This is a genomic window from Ruegeria sp. BI12, from assembly GCF_056537985.1.
In genome coordinates, this window is the sequence record NZ_JBQFSL010000002.1 from 266,352 (window position 1) to 282,787 (window position 16,436).

Here is a 16,436-nt window from a genome sequence, read left to right on the forward strand (position 1 = left end):
ACGTAAGAACAAAGAGACAATCAAAGAAAGACGAGAACCATGGCAAAGCTGAAATGGGGAATGATTGGTGGCGGCGAAGGCAGTCAGATCGGACCCGCGCACCGGTTGGGGGCGTTGGCGGATGGGATGTTCGAGTTGGCAGCCGGGGCTTTGGATCACCGCCCCGAAGTCGGGCGAGAATATGCGCAAAGGCTTGGCGTGGCGACGGATCGTTCCTATGGCGACTGGCAGGAAATGCTGGCGGGTGAAAAGGACCGTGCCGACCGGGTCGACCTAGTCACGATCGCCACGCCGAACTCAACCCATTTTGAGATTGCCAAATCGTTCCTGGAAGCCGGGTTTAACGTACTTTGCGAAAAGCCGATGACGATGACTGTGGAAGAGGGCGAAGAGATTGTCCGCGTCGCAGAAGCTTCGGGCAGGATATGTGCAGTGAACTACTGCTATTCCGCCTATCCGATGGTGCGACAGGCCCGAGCGATGGTCCGCGCCGGAGACATTGGCAAAGTGCGTCTGGTCGTGACTAATTTCAGCCACGGCCACCATGGTGATGCGACAGACGCCGATAATCCGCGGGTGCGGTGGCGCTATGATCCGGCGATGGCGGGAGTGTCCGGTCAATTCGCCGATTGTGGTATCCACGCGCTGCATATGGCCAGTTTTATTAGCGATGATGAGGTTAAGACCTTGTCTGCCGATATGGCGTCAACCATTTCAAGCCGCGAACTTGAGGACGACGCCATGATCAACTTCCGAACCGAAGGTGGTGCAGTTGGCCGGTTGTGGACGTCATCCGTGGCGATCGGGCGGCAGCATGGGTTCGACATTCAAGTTTTCGGCGAAACAGGAGGGCTGCGCTGGGCGTCGGAACAGCCCAATCAACTGATCTACACGCCAGTTGGTGGCCGGACGCAAATCATCGAAAAAGGCGAGGGCGGTCTACACGACGATGCTCAACGCCTGTCCCGCGTGGCGATCGCTCATCCCGAGGGGTTCCCCCTGGCTGTTGCCAATATCTATTGCGATCTGGCTGACGCTATTCGCGGAGAAGCACGTGATGGTCTGCCCACACCCGCTGACGGGGTTCGGTCGATCGCAGCCGTGCACGCCGCAGTGGCTTCGTCAAAAAACGATGGGGCGTGGACGGACGCGCGCCCCCCAATGTTCCGCTGATCACGGGCGGGGCCGCAACGTGCCCCGCTCGATCACTCGGCACGGGAAAATTCGGGCCTCGGGGTAACGCTCGGGGTCTTTCAGCATCTCTTCGACCAGATCGACGGAGGCAGTAATAATTTGCTTGATGGGCTGGTGAATCGTCGTCAGGTCCACGCTTTCCCAGCGCGACATCTCCATGTCATTCAGACCGATAACGCCAATATCTTTGCCAGGTTTCAGCCCATGATCTGACAATGCGGACAGGGCGCCTATGGACAGAATATCGTCGCCGCAGAAGTATCCCTCGGCTGGGCTATCCGACAGTTGCTCAAGCATTTCTTCGCGCCCGGCTTCGAATGAATATGCGCCTGCGAAAGAATGCGAAACTTTAAGGTTGGGGTGCTTTTCTACTTCTTCCATGAACCCGCGAAAACGATCCATAGCCGATGTCGCATCTTTTGGACCGCCCAGATAGCCAATATGAGTGTATCCCCGCGATACCAGTTCTCGTGCCGCCATACGCCCACACTCCACGTTATCGATGCCTACAACGTGCACTTCGGGCGACGTCGCAGATCGACCGAAAGTATGTACGACCGGAACGCCTGCATCGTGGAATGCTTTGGCAAAGCTGGGCGGCAAGGTGGATGAGGCGACAATGGCGGCGTCCACAGAATATTGCCGCAACATTCGAACTGAGTTCGCCGGTTCTGTTTCATCGGTCAGGTTTACAATTAGCGGGCGTAGTCCGCGTTCTTGCAAGGCGCGAGTGAATTGGTCGAAGACCTCGAGGAAAATGGGATTGTGGAAGTTGTTGGAAATCAGCCCGATCAACTTGGTCCGGCCGGTGGTAAGGGAGGAGGCTAGTGCGTTTGGACTGTACCCCAGTTCAGCCGCAGCCTTTTCGACCTTGCTGCGTGTCTTCGGTGAGACAGATGCGCCTTCTGTGAAGGTTCGGGATACTGCGGAACGGGACACACCGGCCAGCGCGGCCACTTCCTTGAGGGTCACACTCATGACAAGCACCGACGGGTTCGGGGATAGTTTTCATTCGACTTCATGCGAAAATAATACGCCCTATTGCGTCAGATTTGCAATCGGTTGCAAGGGTGGGTTGAAAAAGTCATTGGGTTCTTCGCTAAATAACATGCCACGGACCTGACAGTACAAGATCATCGGTTCGGTCGAACCCTTTGGTTGACCTCATTGAAGCAATAACCATTCAAGGCGGTTATCTCTGCTCAGTTCAGCCCGAACACGGATTGTCCCGCCTTTGGTTGGCGTTGTGACGATCGTTCCTTCCTGGGTTGGCGGCAATGGTTTTGTCGTCCATCGAAGTCTTTGTTCCGGGGTAACATGCTTAAGAGGGCGCTGTAGGCTGGGCTCTTCAAAGAAAACGGGGCGGTGAGGTGCGTAAACGTTCAAAGAGGTCATTTTGTACGCAGTGAACACATCAAACGGCTTACTTCGTTTTATGGCCGCAAGCATCGCACTTCGCCATGTCTCCAGCCCCGTTTGTGACGCATAAAGAATGGCTATTGCACCGGCCATTGAGTGTAACCTTAGCCAATTGTCGTCTTCAGTGGAGGCGAGAGCGAGGTTGTAATGCGCGCGATGGCCAAAGCGTCGAACATTGCTACGTATCCAGGGAAAACAACCGAAAGGTGAAACGCCCAAGTAAACTATGTCCGCGTCACTTGGAATTTCTGGAATGGTGAGGTTTTCGGTTACCGGTGCGACATCATCCTCCAGAACCAAAGCTGGCAGCGTCTTGATTGACTCCAATGCCCCAAGATGTGCTTTGGCGCAGTTCATGGCATGGCTTTGTCCCTTACTTCCTTCCGAAAATGAGAATTCGAGACCGTGCCTGTTCATCAAATTGGTCATATGAAGCCGTCTGCCTTTGTTCTCGGGTAAATTGATAACCCGACAATCTGAAACGGCTGCGCTCAACTTCATCATTCTAGGTGTCCGTCAGATGTGCCACGCAATTCGCGCAGCCGATGAAAATCCCTGGATTGGAGGTTTCAAGATGCTTGAGCATCGACGCTGTTGCAATCGTGCAGAAGCCCATTCGAGATCGCAGATACGCACCGTTGTCTTCAGGACAGCGGCTATCAGGCGAGAGTCAAAGTTGGGCTATTTTTGCATAGCTTTGACGCCTGCAAAAACAGAACGTCCTCAAAGTCCTGAAGAGCCTGGGATTTTTCCTGCGTTGCGGGGTACAACAGGCCGAAGGTCATCCAACGTTCGGGTGCGATTGGAACCAAGGCTAAACGTTCGGTTGTTTCCTGTGCCGCGACCAACTCGTCAGCAATTGTTATGCCGGCGCCTTCCGCCACAAGCGAACAGGCAAGCTGCGACGCAGCCACTTCGCAGGTATGACGGGGATTGACGCCGGCAGACCGGAAGATGTCGTCAAGCTGTTCGCGTAGTAGAAGCCCGTTCATCAGTCGAATGACGGGCTCGCTGGCAAGATCTGTGGCTGTAACTGTTTTGCGGACAGACAAAGCGTGAGCAGCTGGTAGAACAGCCTGCGCTCGCACCCGCAGCAGGGGCTTTGTCTTTACGCCTGGATGCTCGACCGGCAATGCCCCGATGCCAATGTCATATTCACGTCCGGCAAGCCATTTACTGGCCTCGCGCCGCGCGCGGATGTCCAGAGTTACGTTCGTGTCTGGGTGGGCCTGCAAAAACATCGCAAGCGCCGGCGCCGAAATCGCGCGGGCGATACGCGGCATTGTGACGACGCGCAGTGTTTCTGTACGCCCTGCTCGGATCTCTGCGGCGATGCGAGGAACTTCATCAAGGTTATCCAAGATACGCCCCGCTTCGCGGTAGAACGCCAAGCCTTCTCGCGTGGGTGACAGATTACGACCACTACGATCGAAAAGGGTCAGGCCCAATTCCGCTTCAAGGCCGGAAATCAAGCGGCTGATTGCTGGCTGGCTCAGGTGCAGGATTTCAGATGCGGCGACCAGCGTTCCTTCGGAAAGGGTGGCACGAAACGCGCGAAGGGCTTTGATATTCATCAGGCGGACTCTTTACTTATTTGCAAGATAAGATAACACCTTTGCATTTTATTTAACACTGAATTTAAACTAATTTGGATCGCATCTTAGGGAGGATGCTATGAAGCGTAGAACTATTCTCACTGCTGTCATTGCGGCAGTAACTGTTACTGCAACCGCAAGTTTCGCAGCCGACTGGCCGAAGCGCCCGATCAATCTGGTTGTTCCTTACAAAGCCGGCGGCGGTACAGACGCTTATGCACGTGCAATTTCGGCGGCAGCCGAAGGGGTACTGGACGTTCCTGTTGTTGTTGTGAATAAGCCCGGCTCAGGCGGCCTGAACGGTGCAAACTCGGTCGTAGGTGCACGCCCCGACGGCTATACCTTGATGATGACCTCGGGTGGCTCGTTCCTGCTATCGACCATGACACGCGACACCGATATCGACGCGCTGGACAGCTTTGAGTTTGTTGCCCAGGTCGGTCAACTGCAAACATCGCTGATGGTCCCGCTGAACAGCCCGTTCCAGTCCGTCCAAGACGTGATTGACGCGGCCAAAGCCAATCCAGGCCAACTGCGCTGGGCCCATTCGGGTCGTGGGGGCTTCCACCATGTTGGTGGCATGGGCTTCCTGGCCAATAACGGCATCGATGCGCAGGACGTACCGTTCAAGGGTGGCGGACCGACCCGTGCCGCACTGATCGGTGAACAGGCCGACTTTGGCTTCCTGGGTGTTCAGCAGCTGGCAGGGTTTGAAGAGCAGCTTCGTGCGTTGGCTGTCAACAGTCAGGAACGCGATGGCATCATGAAAGACGTCCCTGCGTTCGGCGAGTTGGGCATTCCGTTTGCCGCCGTCTCCTCTCCGGTGATCGTGTTTGCTCCGAAGGGCACGCCGGCTGAGGTGATCGCCGCGATGGAAACTGCGCTGGAGCAAATCGCAGCGAAACCCGAATTTGCCGAACTGCTGGCGTCGCGCGGCACAGGCCCTGTCTACCAAAATGGCGCGGACGCCAAAACTACGCTTTCCGCAATGAAAGAGGACGCCGCTCCCCTGGTCGAAAGTCTGACCAACTAAAGTCCTCGGGGCCGGATGGATACTCTTCATCCGGCCTTTTTGTATCTACCGTAATCAGGGAGGAACGATATGCGCGCCTATGCAGAAGGCCTTGTGCTTGCCCTTATTTCCATCGTTGCCATTTGGGGCGCCTGGCAAGTGCCGGCAGCTTCGCCGGGGGATACCTGGGCTGGCATCGTACCGTTTTCAGCATCAATTGCACTGCTAATTCTTTCCGGCCTGTTACTGTTAAGCGCCGTCCGTCAACCGGTTGGCGACACCGGTCAGGAACAGGATAACGGCGCAACCCTACAGATCATTGGCCTGTTCATCATCGCCCTGATCTATCAGCAATCGTTCCGCTGGTTCGGCTACCTTTTGCCAACTGCGATCGCCGCGCCAATCGTTTTGTACTTTTTCGGAGTTCGCAGCCGGATCGGTCTGGCGATTTCTGTCGTTCTGTGCCCGTTGATCTTCCACCTCATCTTTTTTGTGCTGCTTGGCGTGTACCCGCCCTATGGCGAGGTCTTCGACCTGCTGAGCTGGATACAGGGGTAATCCGTCATGGAAATTTTTCCCGCACTTCTTTCGGTCATAACTGATCCCAGTTTGCTATTTGCCATAGTTCTGGCCGCAGCCGTGGGAATGGTTGTTGGGGCCACGCCTGGTCTGACCGCATCTGCAGCGATTGCCATGCTGTTGCCCATCACGTTCTACATGTCCCCGCTCTTTGCGCTCGCCTTCCTATATGTGATCGGAAAATCCGGCCGCTATGGCGGCTCGATCGCGGCAATTCTGTTCAACACGCCCGGCACTGCGGCCAGTGCTGCGACACAGATCGACGGTTATCCGCTTGCGCGCGCCGGAAAGGCCGGAAAGGCAATGAAAGTCGCGACCATATCTTCGGTCATTGGTGATCTCATGGGGGATATCCTGCTGGTCATTGGTGTCGGATTCATTGCGGCCATTGCGCTCAAGCTGGGCCCGCCTGAAACCTTTGCGATCTATTTCGCGGCCTTCGTGGTCATCGGCTCGGTCATCGGCAACTCAATCGTCAAGGGGTTGGCTTCGGCGTTGATGGGCATTTTAGTCGCTATGGTCGGATTGGACCCCATCTCAAGCGAAGAACGCTATACCTTTGGCTCGTTTGACTTGTCCAACGGGATCGGTCTTGTGCCCCTGATGATCGGTGTATTCGTTCTGGGTGAGGTTTTTGCCCAGTTGGAAACACGCCGCAAGGCAACAGGCGAAACCGAAGAGAACGAAAGCACGGCAGGTGGCAACAACCTGACCTGGGAAGAATACAAACCCTGTCTGCCCCATGCATTCCGTGGCGGTTTTATCGGTGCAGGCATCGGTGTTCTGCCCGGGCTGGGTTCAGCCATTGCAGCCTTTATTTCCTACGGTGAAGGCAAACGCCGCGCCAAAAACCCCGAAAAGTGGGGCAAGGGCGCGTTGGAAGGCGTCGCAGCACCCGAAGCTGCAAACAACGCGGTGTCCGGCCCGTCGATGGCGCCGTTGCTGACGCTGGGCATCCCGGGGTCTACGATTGGCGCTATCCTTTTGGGTGTTTTCCTGATCCACGGCATTCAGGTTGGGCCAACCCTGTTCCTGACTGACAAAGAGCTGGTCTATAAACTGTTCGCCTGCGGGATGTTGGGTATTCTGGCCTATGGTCTGATCGGTTACTTCGGTGCCACTCAGGTTGCGGGCCTGATCCTGAAGATCCCCACCAATGTCCTGTATCCGCTGATCTTTCTCACCGCGTTTGTTGCAGCCTATTCGGCGCGCGGATCAATGTTTGACGTCACGGTCATGACCTGCGCGGGCTTTGCTGGCTGGTTGATGCGTAAATTCGACTTCAACGTGGCGGCGTTCGTCATTTCCTTCGTGCTAGCCAAAGGTGCGGAAGAGACCTTCCGCCAGTCGTTGCTGATGTCGGAAGGTGGCGCTTTGATCTTTGTCGAACGTCCGATCGCGCTGGCTTTTCTGGTCATCGGCGCAGGCGCGGTTGCTTTCCGTATCCGAGGGATAATGAAAGAGCGCAAGATCGCAAAGGGAGAGCTGAAAGATGCTTGAACACTCCCTATACCGCGATTGCTTTTCCAGCGCCGATATGCGGTCCATCTGGTCGCAACACGCCACGATCTCGGCCTGGCTAAAGGTTGAACAGACGCTGGCCCGCCATCAGGCGCTGGAAAACCTGATCCCGCAAGAGGCGGCAGATGCGTTGGATGCAGTTTCGGTCTGTAATCTGGACATCGAGCGCCTGCACGAAGACATGATGCTTGTCGGGCGTCCGATCGTTGGACTTGTCGAGCAATTGAGAGTCCGGGTCGGCGAGCATGCAACAAAGGTCCACTACAGGGCGACAACGCAGGACATCATGGACACTGCGCTGGCTTTGCAAATGAAGATCGGTCTGGTGCACATCCAGACCGGGCTGCAAAGACTGAACAGCGCCATTGAGCAACAAATCGATCAGCTTGGCGACATTGTCATGATCGGTCGTACGAATGGCCAACATGCCTTGCCCATTCGGGTCGGGACCAAATTGACCGTCTGGAAAGGCGAACTGCAGAGGCGTGCACAAGCGCTGGAAGAAGCAGGCGCGCGGGGTCTGAATGTTCAGATTGGTGGCCCCGTTGGTGATCTGCAGGGTTACGAAAACGGGACGGGGCATCGCATCAAGGAAGGCGTTGCAGCCACCTTGGGTCTGAACACGATTGAACCCCATTGGCAAAACGCACGCGACGGGCTTGCCGACGTTGTAATTGCGCTGGGCGGATTGTGTGCGACGCTGTGCAAGATCTCGCATAACGTCAATTTGTTGTCTTCTTCAGATATCTCCGAATGGTCCGAAGTGCATGAAGCCGGTAAAGGCGTGTCTTCGGCTATGGCGCACAAACAGAACCAACGCGCGTCGGAATTTGGAGAGGCTGTCGCCCGGCTTGGACGACAGCGTGCCGAACAGATTGGCGAGTTCACCACTCATCAACACGAGCGGTCTGGGGGTATGTGGATTGGCGAATGGATCGTTGTACCCGAGACGTTCCTGCTCACATCAGGCGCCTTGTCTTGGGTCGAAACGATCTTTGCGAACCTAATCGTGGATTCTGAATCCATGGCTCTCAAGGTTGCCGATTTTGAGAAAAGCACCGCAGGAAAACCGCATTAAAGCAGCCAGGTTGGTCATATCACCGCTCGGTTTTCGAACGGTGACTGAGGCCATGGGACAAGCTCACTGGGTTTCTGGTCTGAACTGCGGCTCACGCTTTTCAAGAAAGGCGTTCATACCTTCTTGCTGGGCAGGCAATCCATACAGCGCGTGATACATTTGCCGTTCAAACCGCAAACCTGTTTCTAGGGTGCTCTGGTCGGCCATGTTTATACAGGTGCGGGCCATGCTGACGATGTCACCGGCGTAATCTGCGATGGTATCAGCCACCTCATGCGCGGTGTTCAACAAGGTACCCTCTGCCACTACGCGACTGACCAGACCCATCTGCAAAGCCTCTGACGCGTCAACCATGCGCCCGGTCAGGATCATATCCATGGCCCTGGCACGGCCGATCAGCCGCGTAAGCCTTTGCGTGCCACCAATCCCCGGAATGCAGCCAATTTTGATTTCGGGCTGACCGAATTTCGCAGTGTCCGCGGCCAGAATGATGTCACACATCAGCGCAACCTCGCACCCGCCGCCCAGGGCATAGCCACTGACCGCTGCCACCTTGGGCAGACGCAGCGCCGCAAACCTGTCCCATTCGGCAAAGTAATCGCTGGCCTGCATTGTCGCGCAGGTCTGTACCGCAAGCTCACTGATATCTGCCCCGGCGGCAAAGGCCCGGTCATTGCCTGTCAGGATCAGGCAGCCGATGCCGGGATCTTTGTCAAACGCGGTCGCGGCGGTCAGGACTTCGTTCATGAGTTGCGTATTCAGCGCGTTTAGCTGATCGGGACGGTTGAAGCGGATCGTTGCGACCCGCCCCCGTGTTTCGGTTTCGATAGTCTCAAACATGCTCAGCTATCCCAAATTGCGCCATAGGCAGGAATGCCCAGGCTTTCCATGTCATGCACAACCTTGCGGGTCAGCTTTTGGTTCGAGATCACGATGACCGCCTCAGCCCCGCTGTCGCGAACGGCTTGCATGGCAAGGGCCGACAGATTGGGTTTGCCGTCTTTGTCCGTGTCCCAGATCAAAGGCTGCTCGGTGTTGGCTTCGATCTCATCCACCAGCGCGTCACCATAGGTTTTGCGCGGGCTGCGAGTGGACCAGATCAGACGGTTTGGCACATCCTTAGCCAACAGATGCGGCAAGATCGGGCCGATACCTGAACCAGTGCCCACATACACCACCTTTTTGAACAGCACTTCGATCCGCGCGACACCGGATGTGGTGATGCCCTTGACCCAAACTTTTTTGGGCGGATTGTCAATGAAACGCCCGGTCCAGTCGCCCGCACGGCTGATGGCCAATCGGTAACCCGGCTGGTCCGGGGATGGGATATTGGCGAATGAGTGATACTCGCCAAACGGGGTGTGGCTGATCGCGTTCGAACTGCCGGGGAACGGAGTATCTCCATAGTCAAACTGCGCAATCACTGCATGGTTCGACGGCTTTTCGATCCGAACCTTCACGCGTTTCAAGGTCAGCCAAGGGGACAGGATCGACAGAGTGATCAGGCAGAGCATCCAGAAGGCCGGGCTGTGCAGCAACATCCCACCCATGTCACTTGTGACCGAGATAGTCTGGGCCCAAAACAACCCCAGGACCGTCCAACCGACAAAGCGATGCGTTTTCTCGAACGTATTGTGGAACCGCGCGCGGATCGGGCCGAGAGCCGATATCACCATTATTGTCATCAGGGCGACCATTGTCGCGCTTAGGCCCAGTGTCAGATCCGACGGCGCGGTGGCTCCGTCCACGCGGTTCCAAACCATCGCAAAAAGAAGAAAGCCGAACCAGATGGTCCCGGCCACAGCGCCGCCCGAATGCAACCCGCCGAAGTGGAACACTTTGCCAGCCCCCCAGCGGATCCACAGCGGCCACGATGTGGGAATACGGGTGGCCAGCCAGAACAGGGTGTTGACCACCCGCTGCTGCCGGATCAGGATGCCCAGGCTGATGTTGATCAACGCCATGTCCGCAATCGGACCAAGCGCAAAAGCGTTTTCTGTGAACCAGGCCCCGTCGCGCAATCCAATCACAAAGACGGCCAGATTTGCCAACGCAACAAGAATCGCAAGACGTCGGTACTCCATCAGGGCCGGGTGACGTGTGACACGCCGCCAGTTTAGGCCGCTAGTTTCAAGGTTTGTCGTCTGCGTTGTCATCAGTTCAACTCCGCACCGGTTGCTGCGATATGGCTGCGCGCCAGATCGAGCAGAACACGCTTGTCCAGCTTCCCACGCGGAGTGCGGGGCAGGGCATCCATCGGGACCACAACGGTGGGGCTGCAGTAGTATGGCAGTCGATCTGATACAGATCGCGCGGCCCTCTTGGGGCATGCCGAAGATGGTGAGATGAAGCTGACCAGATTGCGACTGTCATATTGCAAGGTCACTGCCTGCTGACAGCAGGGCGATGCCTCAAGCGCCGTCGTAACGCCGTCCAGTTCAACCCGGAAACCGCGTACTTTGACCAGATCGTCAACGCGCCCGAAATGCTCAAGCTCACCGGTATCCGTCCAGCGGCCCAGATCACGGGTGCGGAACATCATGTGGCCAGGCCGGAATGGGTCAGGTCGGTAACGCTCGGCTGTCAGCTTGGGGTTGGCGAGGTAACCAGCTGTGACACAATCGCCGCCTGCCCACATCTCTCCTTTCTCGCCGATGGGTAGCGGGCGCAGGTTTTCGTCCAGAACATAGACCGTGTTGTTCGGTGTAGGGCGCCCAATTGACAGAATCTGCTTGTCGGCGAAGTGGGGCTCGGCTGTATTGATGATGGTGGTCTCGGTCGGACCACAGGAATTGTAGAAGGTGCAAAAGGAAGACCAGCGATCGGCCAGCGGTCGCGGACAGGGTTCGCCTGCTACTGCAGCAGTTTTGACCTGTGTGCAACGGGTGTCGTCCAGCGCGTTCAGGATCGATGGCGTGGCGATCAGAACATCCACATTCTCGGCCGTTTCCTGAATTGACTTGCCGCGAATGACCAGCGTCGCGCCATTGGACAAAGCGCCAAGGATCTCCCACGCCGCCATGTCGAATGAGATTGACAGGATCTGTCCGACGCGCAGGCCCGGCCGCATCCCCAGATCTCCGGGGCTGGTCAGCAGAATGTTAGCCAGATTCCGATGCGTAACCTGTACACCGTTCGGAACGCCGGTTGTGCCTGAGGTGAACAGTATCATCGCCAAGTCGTCCGGGTCGGCCCGATACGCGGGACCGGGTGCCGGAGCGTCCAGCATCGGGTCAAACATCGTCGTATCAATGGTGATCAGCGTCTGATTCAAGCTAACGGGGACTTGGTCTGCTAGTTCACTAAGGCTGAGGATGATTTTTGCATCGGTTACCTTGGCAACATGGCGCAAGGTTTCTGTTGGCGCGACACCGACATGCTGGGGAATATAGGCGGCCCCAAGTTTTATGGCCGCGACGATTCCCACGATCATTTCGATCGAACGGTGCAAGAACAAGCACACAGCGTCGCCGCGTTTCACACCATGGGCGCGCATGACATTCGCCAGCCGGTTCGAGGCTTCGTCCAGCGCCCGATAGGTGAGGCTATGATCGGCACATTCTACCGCTGTGGCATCGGCCTGCCTCAGTAATGACTGACACAGCGCGTCGGCGATGGTGGCATGGCGAGGCAGAACCTGCGGCCCCCAACCAAAAGCCAGAAACTGCTCCTGATCTTTGGGGCTCAGCGCATCCAGCGCATCCGGCCCTGCAGCGCGAGCGAGGTCGGTTGGCGTCAGAAGGGGGTAGTTTGTCTGGGGATCGGTTGCGATAACGTGCATGGCATTCTCCAGTTCAAGAGGGGGTCACACCATAGTGATAATGGGAAAAATTCCCATTATTGATCACATTCCATCACATTTTGAACACGAAAGCGTTGAATTCGTTAATTCTAGGAAGATGTTATCAGCTACCAACCTGTGACGAGTGCCCAGATGTCGAATGAACCCAAACCTCCCCTTGAAACCGCGCTGTCTGCGTTGCTGGTCCCGCTGGCGCAGGCAATGGTTGCGCATGGGGTTACGCTTGGAACCGCAACCGAAGCATTGAAACAGGCCTTGCTGACGGCAGCGGAACAAACCATGGACGAAAAGCTAAGTGACAGTCGCGCCAGCCTGTTGACGGGTCTGCATCGCAAGGATGTCAAACGCCTGCGAAATACTGGTGATGATGCCCCCATGAAGCGCAGCTCCAATGCGGCAGCTCTGGTCATCAGCTACTGGTCGACTGCCCCTGAATTTCTGGATGAAACGGGTGCCCCTCGGGTGCTGAGCCGTAAAGGCGACGAAACTGGTCCGGGATTTGATGACCTGGTGCGACGCACGCGGGTGGACATGGCGCCTGGTACCGTTCTGGAAACACTGATTGACCAAATGAGCGTGGAGCATGGTGAAAAGGGGCAGCTTCGTTTGGTATCTCAAGCATTTCTTCCAACTGCTGGCAGTGCTGAACAAGTCGCGGCATATGAGGCAACGCTGTCCGCACATTTAGAGGCGGCAACGCAGAACCTGTTGGCAGAACCGGACGCACCTCGCAATTTCGACCGGGCAGTGCGGTATTCACATCTGTCGCCAGAGTCCATTGACGAATTGCGCCAACTTTCGTCTGAGCGGGCGCAATCGTTGTTGCAAGAGGTCAATACTCTCGCCCGGGGGTTGCAGGAAAAGGACAGTGACGGCGGACACAGCGGTCGGTTTGCAATGGGTGTGTTTGTCCTGCCCTCACCGCAGCAACCGCAAAGCAAATTCACGGAAGAGGATGAGTAAGTATGGATGTGTTTCTTCGCGTGCTCGCGACATTGCTCATTGTGTTTTGGCTGTCCGCTCCGAGTAATGCAGAGGACAACACCAAAACCGAGCGCGAAGGCGGTATTATCGGCACGGGTATCGTTGGGACAATTACCCATCTGGGCAGCATCCATGTGAATGGGCAGCATATTCTGTTCGACGACGAGATGAAGGTTGCCGGTTCGGTGCCCGTGATTACTGCGGGCGAGTTGAAGCCGGGTCACACCGTTGCAGTCATAGCGACTCGGGATAATGGCGGGTGGCATGCACAGCATATCCGGCAAGTCCTGCCCTTGGTCGGACCTGCGACGGCTGTGCGGGACGGCTTGGTATCAGTTCTTGGGACCGAAGTTACAGTCGCAGGTCGTGCTGACATTCAGGTTGGCGATTGGGTCGCAATCAGCGGGTTGTGGGAAGGTCAGGCTGTGCGCGCCTCACGCATCGAAAAGCTGACAAACACCGGGCATCAAGCAAGGCTGTCGGGCACTTACCTTGGGCTTGACGCCCAAGCCCGAGCATTGATCGGAGCAAGTGCTATCAATGGATTTGAACCGCAACATCTGTCACCCGGTGACCTTGTCCGCGTGATCGGACAGCCAACACCGGATGGGATCAGGGCAGAGCGATTGGAAACAGGTTTGTTCGCCGGTGCGGTCGGCGTTGTTCAGGTTCAGGGCTACTACTCTGCACCTCAGCCTAGTGGACTTTATACGGTTCTGGGAAGCGGCATGGTCGCCTATAGCGATCAACCCGAAATGATCGACCCGAATACCCGTGTTATCCGCTGTGGCGATGGCAGTGATCTGGTAGATTCAGGCAACGCTGAAATCTTTGGTCAGCTGGGGTGTTGAAGCCCGCGATCCCGTCTTGACCTTCATATGATGCCTTTATCTGAATAGAATTGGCGGCACCCTTGATCTGTACGGGGCGTTCAATTCATACGGGGCACATCAAAATTTCGAAGACACGAAAGCGTGTCAGAAATGAAACTCGAGGTTACTTGCCCCAGAGGCAATACTGAACTTATCGTCTCAGACACGTTAGGTGCCCTGCGGGCAGCGCTGGGCAATTCCTCTGATCGAGCAAGTTTTTGAGAAGGTAGGCCAGATGTCTGAAAGCAACTCATCGCGCGACGTCGCACTTAGCCAGGCGCAATCCGACAGCTATTGGGAGGACGGTTTTCTTTTCCCGCTGACCATCTTTTCCGAGGAGGAGGCCACTGAAACCCGCGCAGAGCTTGAGCGGATTGAGCAGGAATGGCTTGGCGCGGACCTGCCATTGCCGTTGAACACTTACAAACGCGTCAACGCGCATCTGGTGATGCCGCTTGCGGCCAGAGTTGCGATGGATTCCCGCGTGCTGGACGTGGTCGAAGGCGTTTTGGGCCCGGATATTATGGTCTGGTCAGCTGAATTCTTTATCAAAGAGCCACATACAGCTCATACCGTAGGCATGCATCAGGACCTAACCTATTGGGGAATGGGCGAAACCCCGGATCAGATCACTGCGTGGATTGCGTTGTCTCCGGCAACGGTTGAAAGTGGATGTATGGATTTTGTGCGTGCCAGTCACAAGAACCCGATCCTTCCTCATAAGGATACGTATTCAGACACCAATCTTCTGTCGCGCGGCCAAGAGGTTGCTGTGGATGTCGCTGAGGAAGATAAAACACACATCGAACTGGCACCGGGGCAAATGTCGCTGCATCATGGGCTGACGATCCACGGATCTGGTCCCAATCAATCCGATGACCGGCGCATTGGTCTTGCGATCAGATATCTCAACCCGAATGCCAAACAACTGGTGGCGGAACGCGACTATGCAATGCTGGCGCGCGGTCATGACGGCCAAAGCAACTTCGTTCATGTCCAGCCTCCAACCGAGTTGTTTTCTGCGGACGCGTTGGCGCTGTATGAAAAGGTTCGCAGCGATCAAAGCAAAGCTCTGGCGGAAGGCGCAAAGGGATCCGTGCCGCTATATGCGTCGTCCTGAAACGCTTGCGCCAATGGTATCCAACGTCTGTGAAATCAAAGCCTGACGGCGGCGTAGGGTTGCATTCAGGGGTATATTGCTGTTTCTGAAACTGCAAAAGAAAATCAGATACTCTCGGATCGCGGCTATGACAAAAACGGCATTGGTGACTGGTATTACGGGGCAGGATGGATCTTATCTTGCCGAGCTTTTGCTGGAAAAAGGGTATGAAGTTCACGGGATTAAGCGCCGTGCGTCTTCGTTTAACACGCAGCGTATTGATCACATTTATCAGGATCCGCATGTACCCAATCCCCGCCTGCACCTGCATTATGGTGACCTGAGTGATACGTCGAACCTGACCCGCATCATTCAGGAGGTTCAGCCGGACGAGGTTTATAACCTTGGTGCCCAGTCCCATGTGGCGGTCAGTTTTGAATCGCCGGAATACACCGCTGATGTGGACGCGATTGGTACCTTGCGTCTGCTAGAGGCGATCCGGTTTCTGGGTCTTGAGAAAAAGACGCGCTTTTATCAGGCGTCCACGTCAGAACTGTACGGATTGGTCCAAGAAACGCCGCAGCGCGAGACAACGCCGTTTTATCCGCGTTCCCCTTATGCGGTGGCCAAGCTGTATTCCTATTGGATTACAGTGAACTACCGCGAAGCGTATGGCATGTATGCCTGCAACGGTATCCTGTTCAATCATGAAAGCCCACGCCGTGGCGAAACCTTCGTGACGCGCAAGATCACCCGTGGTCTCTCCAACATCGCCCAGGGTCTTGAGAGCTGCCTTTACATGGGCAACATCGACAGCCTGCGCGACTGGGGGCATGCAAAGGACTACGTTCGGATGCAATGGTTGATGCTGCAACAGGACGCCCCCGAGGATTTCGTTATCGCAACAGGTGTTCAGTACTCGGTCCGCCAATTCATCGAATGGTCTGCCGCTGAGCTGGGTGTGACGCTTGAATTCTCGGGCGAGGGCGTGGACGAAGTTGCCACCGTCAAATCTGTCGAAGGCGATAACGCCCCTGCATTAAAGCCCGGTGACGTGATCATGCGCATTGACCCGCAGTATTTCCGACCGGCCGAAGTGGAAACATTGCTTGGCGATCCTTCGAACGCCAAAAACAAACTGGGCTGGGAGCCGGAACTGACCGTTCAGCAAATGTGCGTTGAAATGATCACCGAGGACCTGAAGACTGCTAAACGCCATGCTTTGCTGAAACAGCATGGTTACGAAATGCCGGTTTCTCTGGAAAATGGCTGAGGCGCGCG

General features: G+C 56.1%; 15 protein-coding genes. 9 read left to right on the plus strand and 6 right to left on the minus strand.

Annotation, left to right across the window (positions count from 1 at the left end):
* Positions 1 to 39 precede the first annotated feature (39 nt).
* Positions 40 to 1,173, plus strand: a complete 1,134-nt coding sequence (locus ACR0AK_RS14585; protein WP_170559442.1) for a Gfo/Idh/MocA family protein — start codon at positions 40 to 42, stop codon at positions 1,171 to 1,173.
* Here ACR0AK_RS14585 and ACR0AK_RS14590 read toward each other — a convergent pair whose 3' ends face one another.
* The 3 genes from ACR0AK_RS14590 to ACR0AK_RS14600 all read right to left on the minus strand — a co-directional run bounded on the left by ACR0AK_RS14590 (position 1,174) and on the right by ACR0AK_RS14600 (position 4,187).
* Positions 1,174 to 2,172, minus strand: a complete 999-nt coding sequence (locus ACR0AK_RS14590) for a LacI family DNA-binding transcriptional regulator (RefSeq protein ID WP_480793837.1) — start codon at positions 2,170 to 2,172, stop codon at positions 1,174 to 1,176.
* 186 nt (positions 2,173 to 2,358) lie between these two features.
* On the minus strand, positions 2,359 to 3,117 hold the full coding sequence (locus ACR0AK_RS14595; RefSeq protein WP_480793838.1) for a hypothetical protein: 759 nt from the start codon (positions 3,115 to 3,117) through the stop codon (positions 2,359 to 2,361).
* Positions 3,118 to 3,272: 155 nt separating this feature from the next.
* Complete coding sequence (locus ACR0AK_RS14600; RefSeq protein WP_480793839.1) at positions 3,273 to 4,187, minus strand: LysR family transcriptional regulator; 915 nt, start codon at positions 4,185 to 4,187, stop codon at positions 3,273 to 3,275.
* Between the two features lie 100 nt (positions 4,188 to 4,287).
* Here ACR0AK_RS14600 and ACR0AK_RS14605 point away from each other — a divergent pair, with 100 nt between their 5' ends.
* The 4 genes from ACR0AK_RS14605 (at position 4,288) to ACR0AK_RS14620 (ending at position 8,398) form a co-directional block, all read left to right on the plus strand.
* Positions 4,288 to 5,241, plus strand: a complete 954-nt coding sequence (locus tag ACR0AK_RS14605; RefSeq protein ID WP_480793840.1) for a Bug family tripartite tricarboxylate transporter substrate binding protein — start codon at positions 4,288 to 4,290, stop codon at positions 5,239 to 5,241.
* A 69-nt stretch (positions 5,242 to 5,310) separates the two neighbouring features.
* Positions 5,311 to 5,778, plus strand: a complete 468-nt coding sequence (locus tag ACR0AK_RS14610; RefSeq protein WP_480793841.1) for a tripartite tricarboxylate transporter TctB family protein — start codon at positions 5,311 to 5,313, stop codon at positions 5,776 to 5,778.
* Between the two features lie 6 nt (positions 5,779 to 5,784).
* A complete protein-coding gene (locus tag ACR0AK_RS14615; RefSeq protein ID WP_480793842.1) occupies positions 5,785 to 7,299 on the plus strand; it encodes a tripartite tricarboxylate transporter permease in 1,515 nt (504 codons plus the stop codon).
* On the plus strand, positions 7,292 to 8,398 hold the full coding sequence (locus ACR0AK_RS14620) for a lyase family protein (RefSeq protein WP_480793843.1): 1,107 nt from the start codon (positions 7,292 to 7,294) through the stop codon (positions 8,396 to 8,398). Before ACR0AK_RS14615 ends, ACR0AK_RS14620 begins: the two co-directional genes overlap by 8 nt.
* A 63-nt stretch (positions 8,399 to 8,461) precedes the next feature.
* Here ACR0AK_RS14620 and ACR0AK_RS14625 read toward each other — a convergent pair whose 3' ends face one another.
* From ACR0AK_RS14625 to ACR0AK_RS14635, 3 genes are read right to left on the minus strand one after another with little or no spacing between them, the layout of a single operon-like run.
* Positions 8,462 to 9,238, minus strand: coding sequence for an enoyl-CoA hydratase-related protein (locus ACR0AK_RS14625; protein ID WP_480793844.1), 777 nt, complete (start codon positions 9,236 to 9,238; stop codon positions 8,462 to 8,464).
* Between the two features lie 2 nt (positions 9,239 to 9,240).
* A complete protein-coding gene (locus ACR0AK_RS14630) occupies positions 9,241 to 10,554 on the minus strand; it encodes a ferric reductase-like transmembrane domain-containing protein (protein ID WP_170559460.1) in 1,314 nt (437 codons plus the stop codon).
* Positions 10,554 to 12,179: an amino acid adenylation domain-containing protein gene (locus ACR0AK_RS14635; protein ID WP_480793845.1), complete on the minus strand. Its 1,626-nt coding sequence runs from the start codon at positions 12,177 to 12,179 to the stop codon at positions 10,554 to 10,556. The genes ACR0AK_RS14630 and ACR0AK_RS14635 overlap by 1 nt, the downstream gene beginning before the upstream one ends.
* A gap of 153 nt (positions 12,180 to 12,332) precedes the next feature.
* Here ACR0AK_RS14635 and ACR0AK_RS14640 point away from each other — a divergent pair, with 153 nt between their 5' ends.
* The 4 genes from ACR0AK_RS14640 to gmd all read left to right on the plus strand — a co-directional run bounded on the left by ACR0AK_RS14640 (position 12,333) and on the right by gmd (position 16,428).
* Positions 12,333 to 13,163, plus strand: coding sequence for a DUF6502 family protein (locus ACR0AK_RS14640; RefSeq protein ID WP_480793846.1), 831 nt, complete (start codon positions 12,333 to 12,335; stop codon positions 13,161 to 13,163).
* A 2-nt stretch (positions 13,164 to 13,165) separates the two neighbouring features.
* Positions 13,166 to 14,035: a DUF5666 domain-containing protein gene (locus tag ACR0AK_RS14645; protein WP_480793847.1), complete on the plus strand. Its 870-nt coding sequence runs from the start codon at positions 13,166 to 13,168 to the stop codon at positions 14,033 to 14,035.
* A 256-nt stretch (positions 14,036 to 14,291) separates the two neighbouring features.
* Complete coding sequence (locus ACR0AK_RS14650) at positions 14,292 to 15,176, plus strand: phytanoyl-CoA dioxygenase family protein (protein ID WP_480793848.1); 885 nt, start codon at positions 14,292 to 14,294, stop codon at positions 15,174 to 15,176.
* 127 nt (positions 15,177 to 15,303) lie between these two features.
* Entirely contained in the window at positions 15,304 to 16,428 is a 1,125-nt protein-coding gene (gmd, locus tag ACR0AK_RS14655; protein WP_480793849.1) for a GDP-mannose 4,6-dehydratase, read from the plus strand.
* Positions 16,429 to 16,436: the final 8 nt, after the last annotated feature.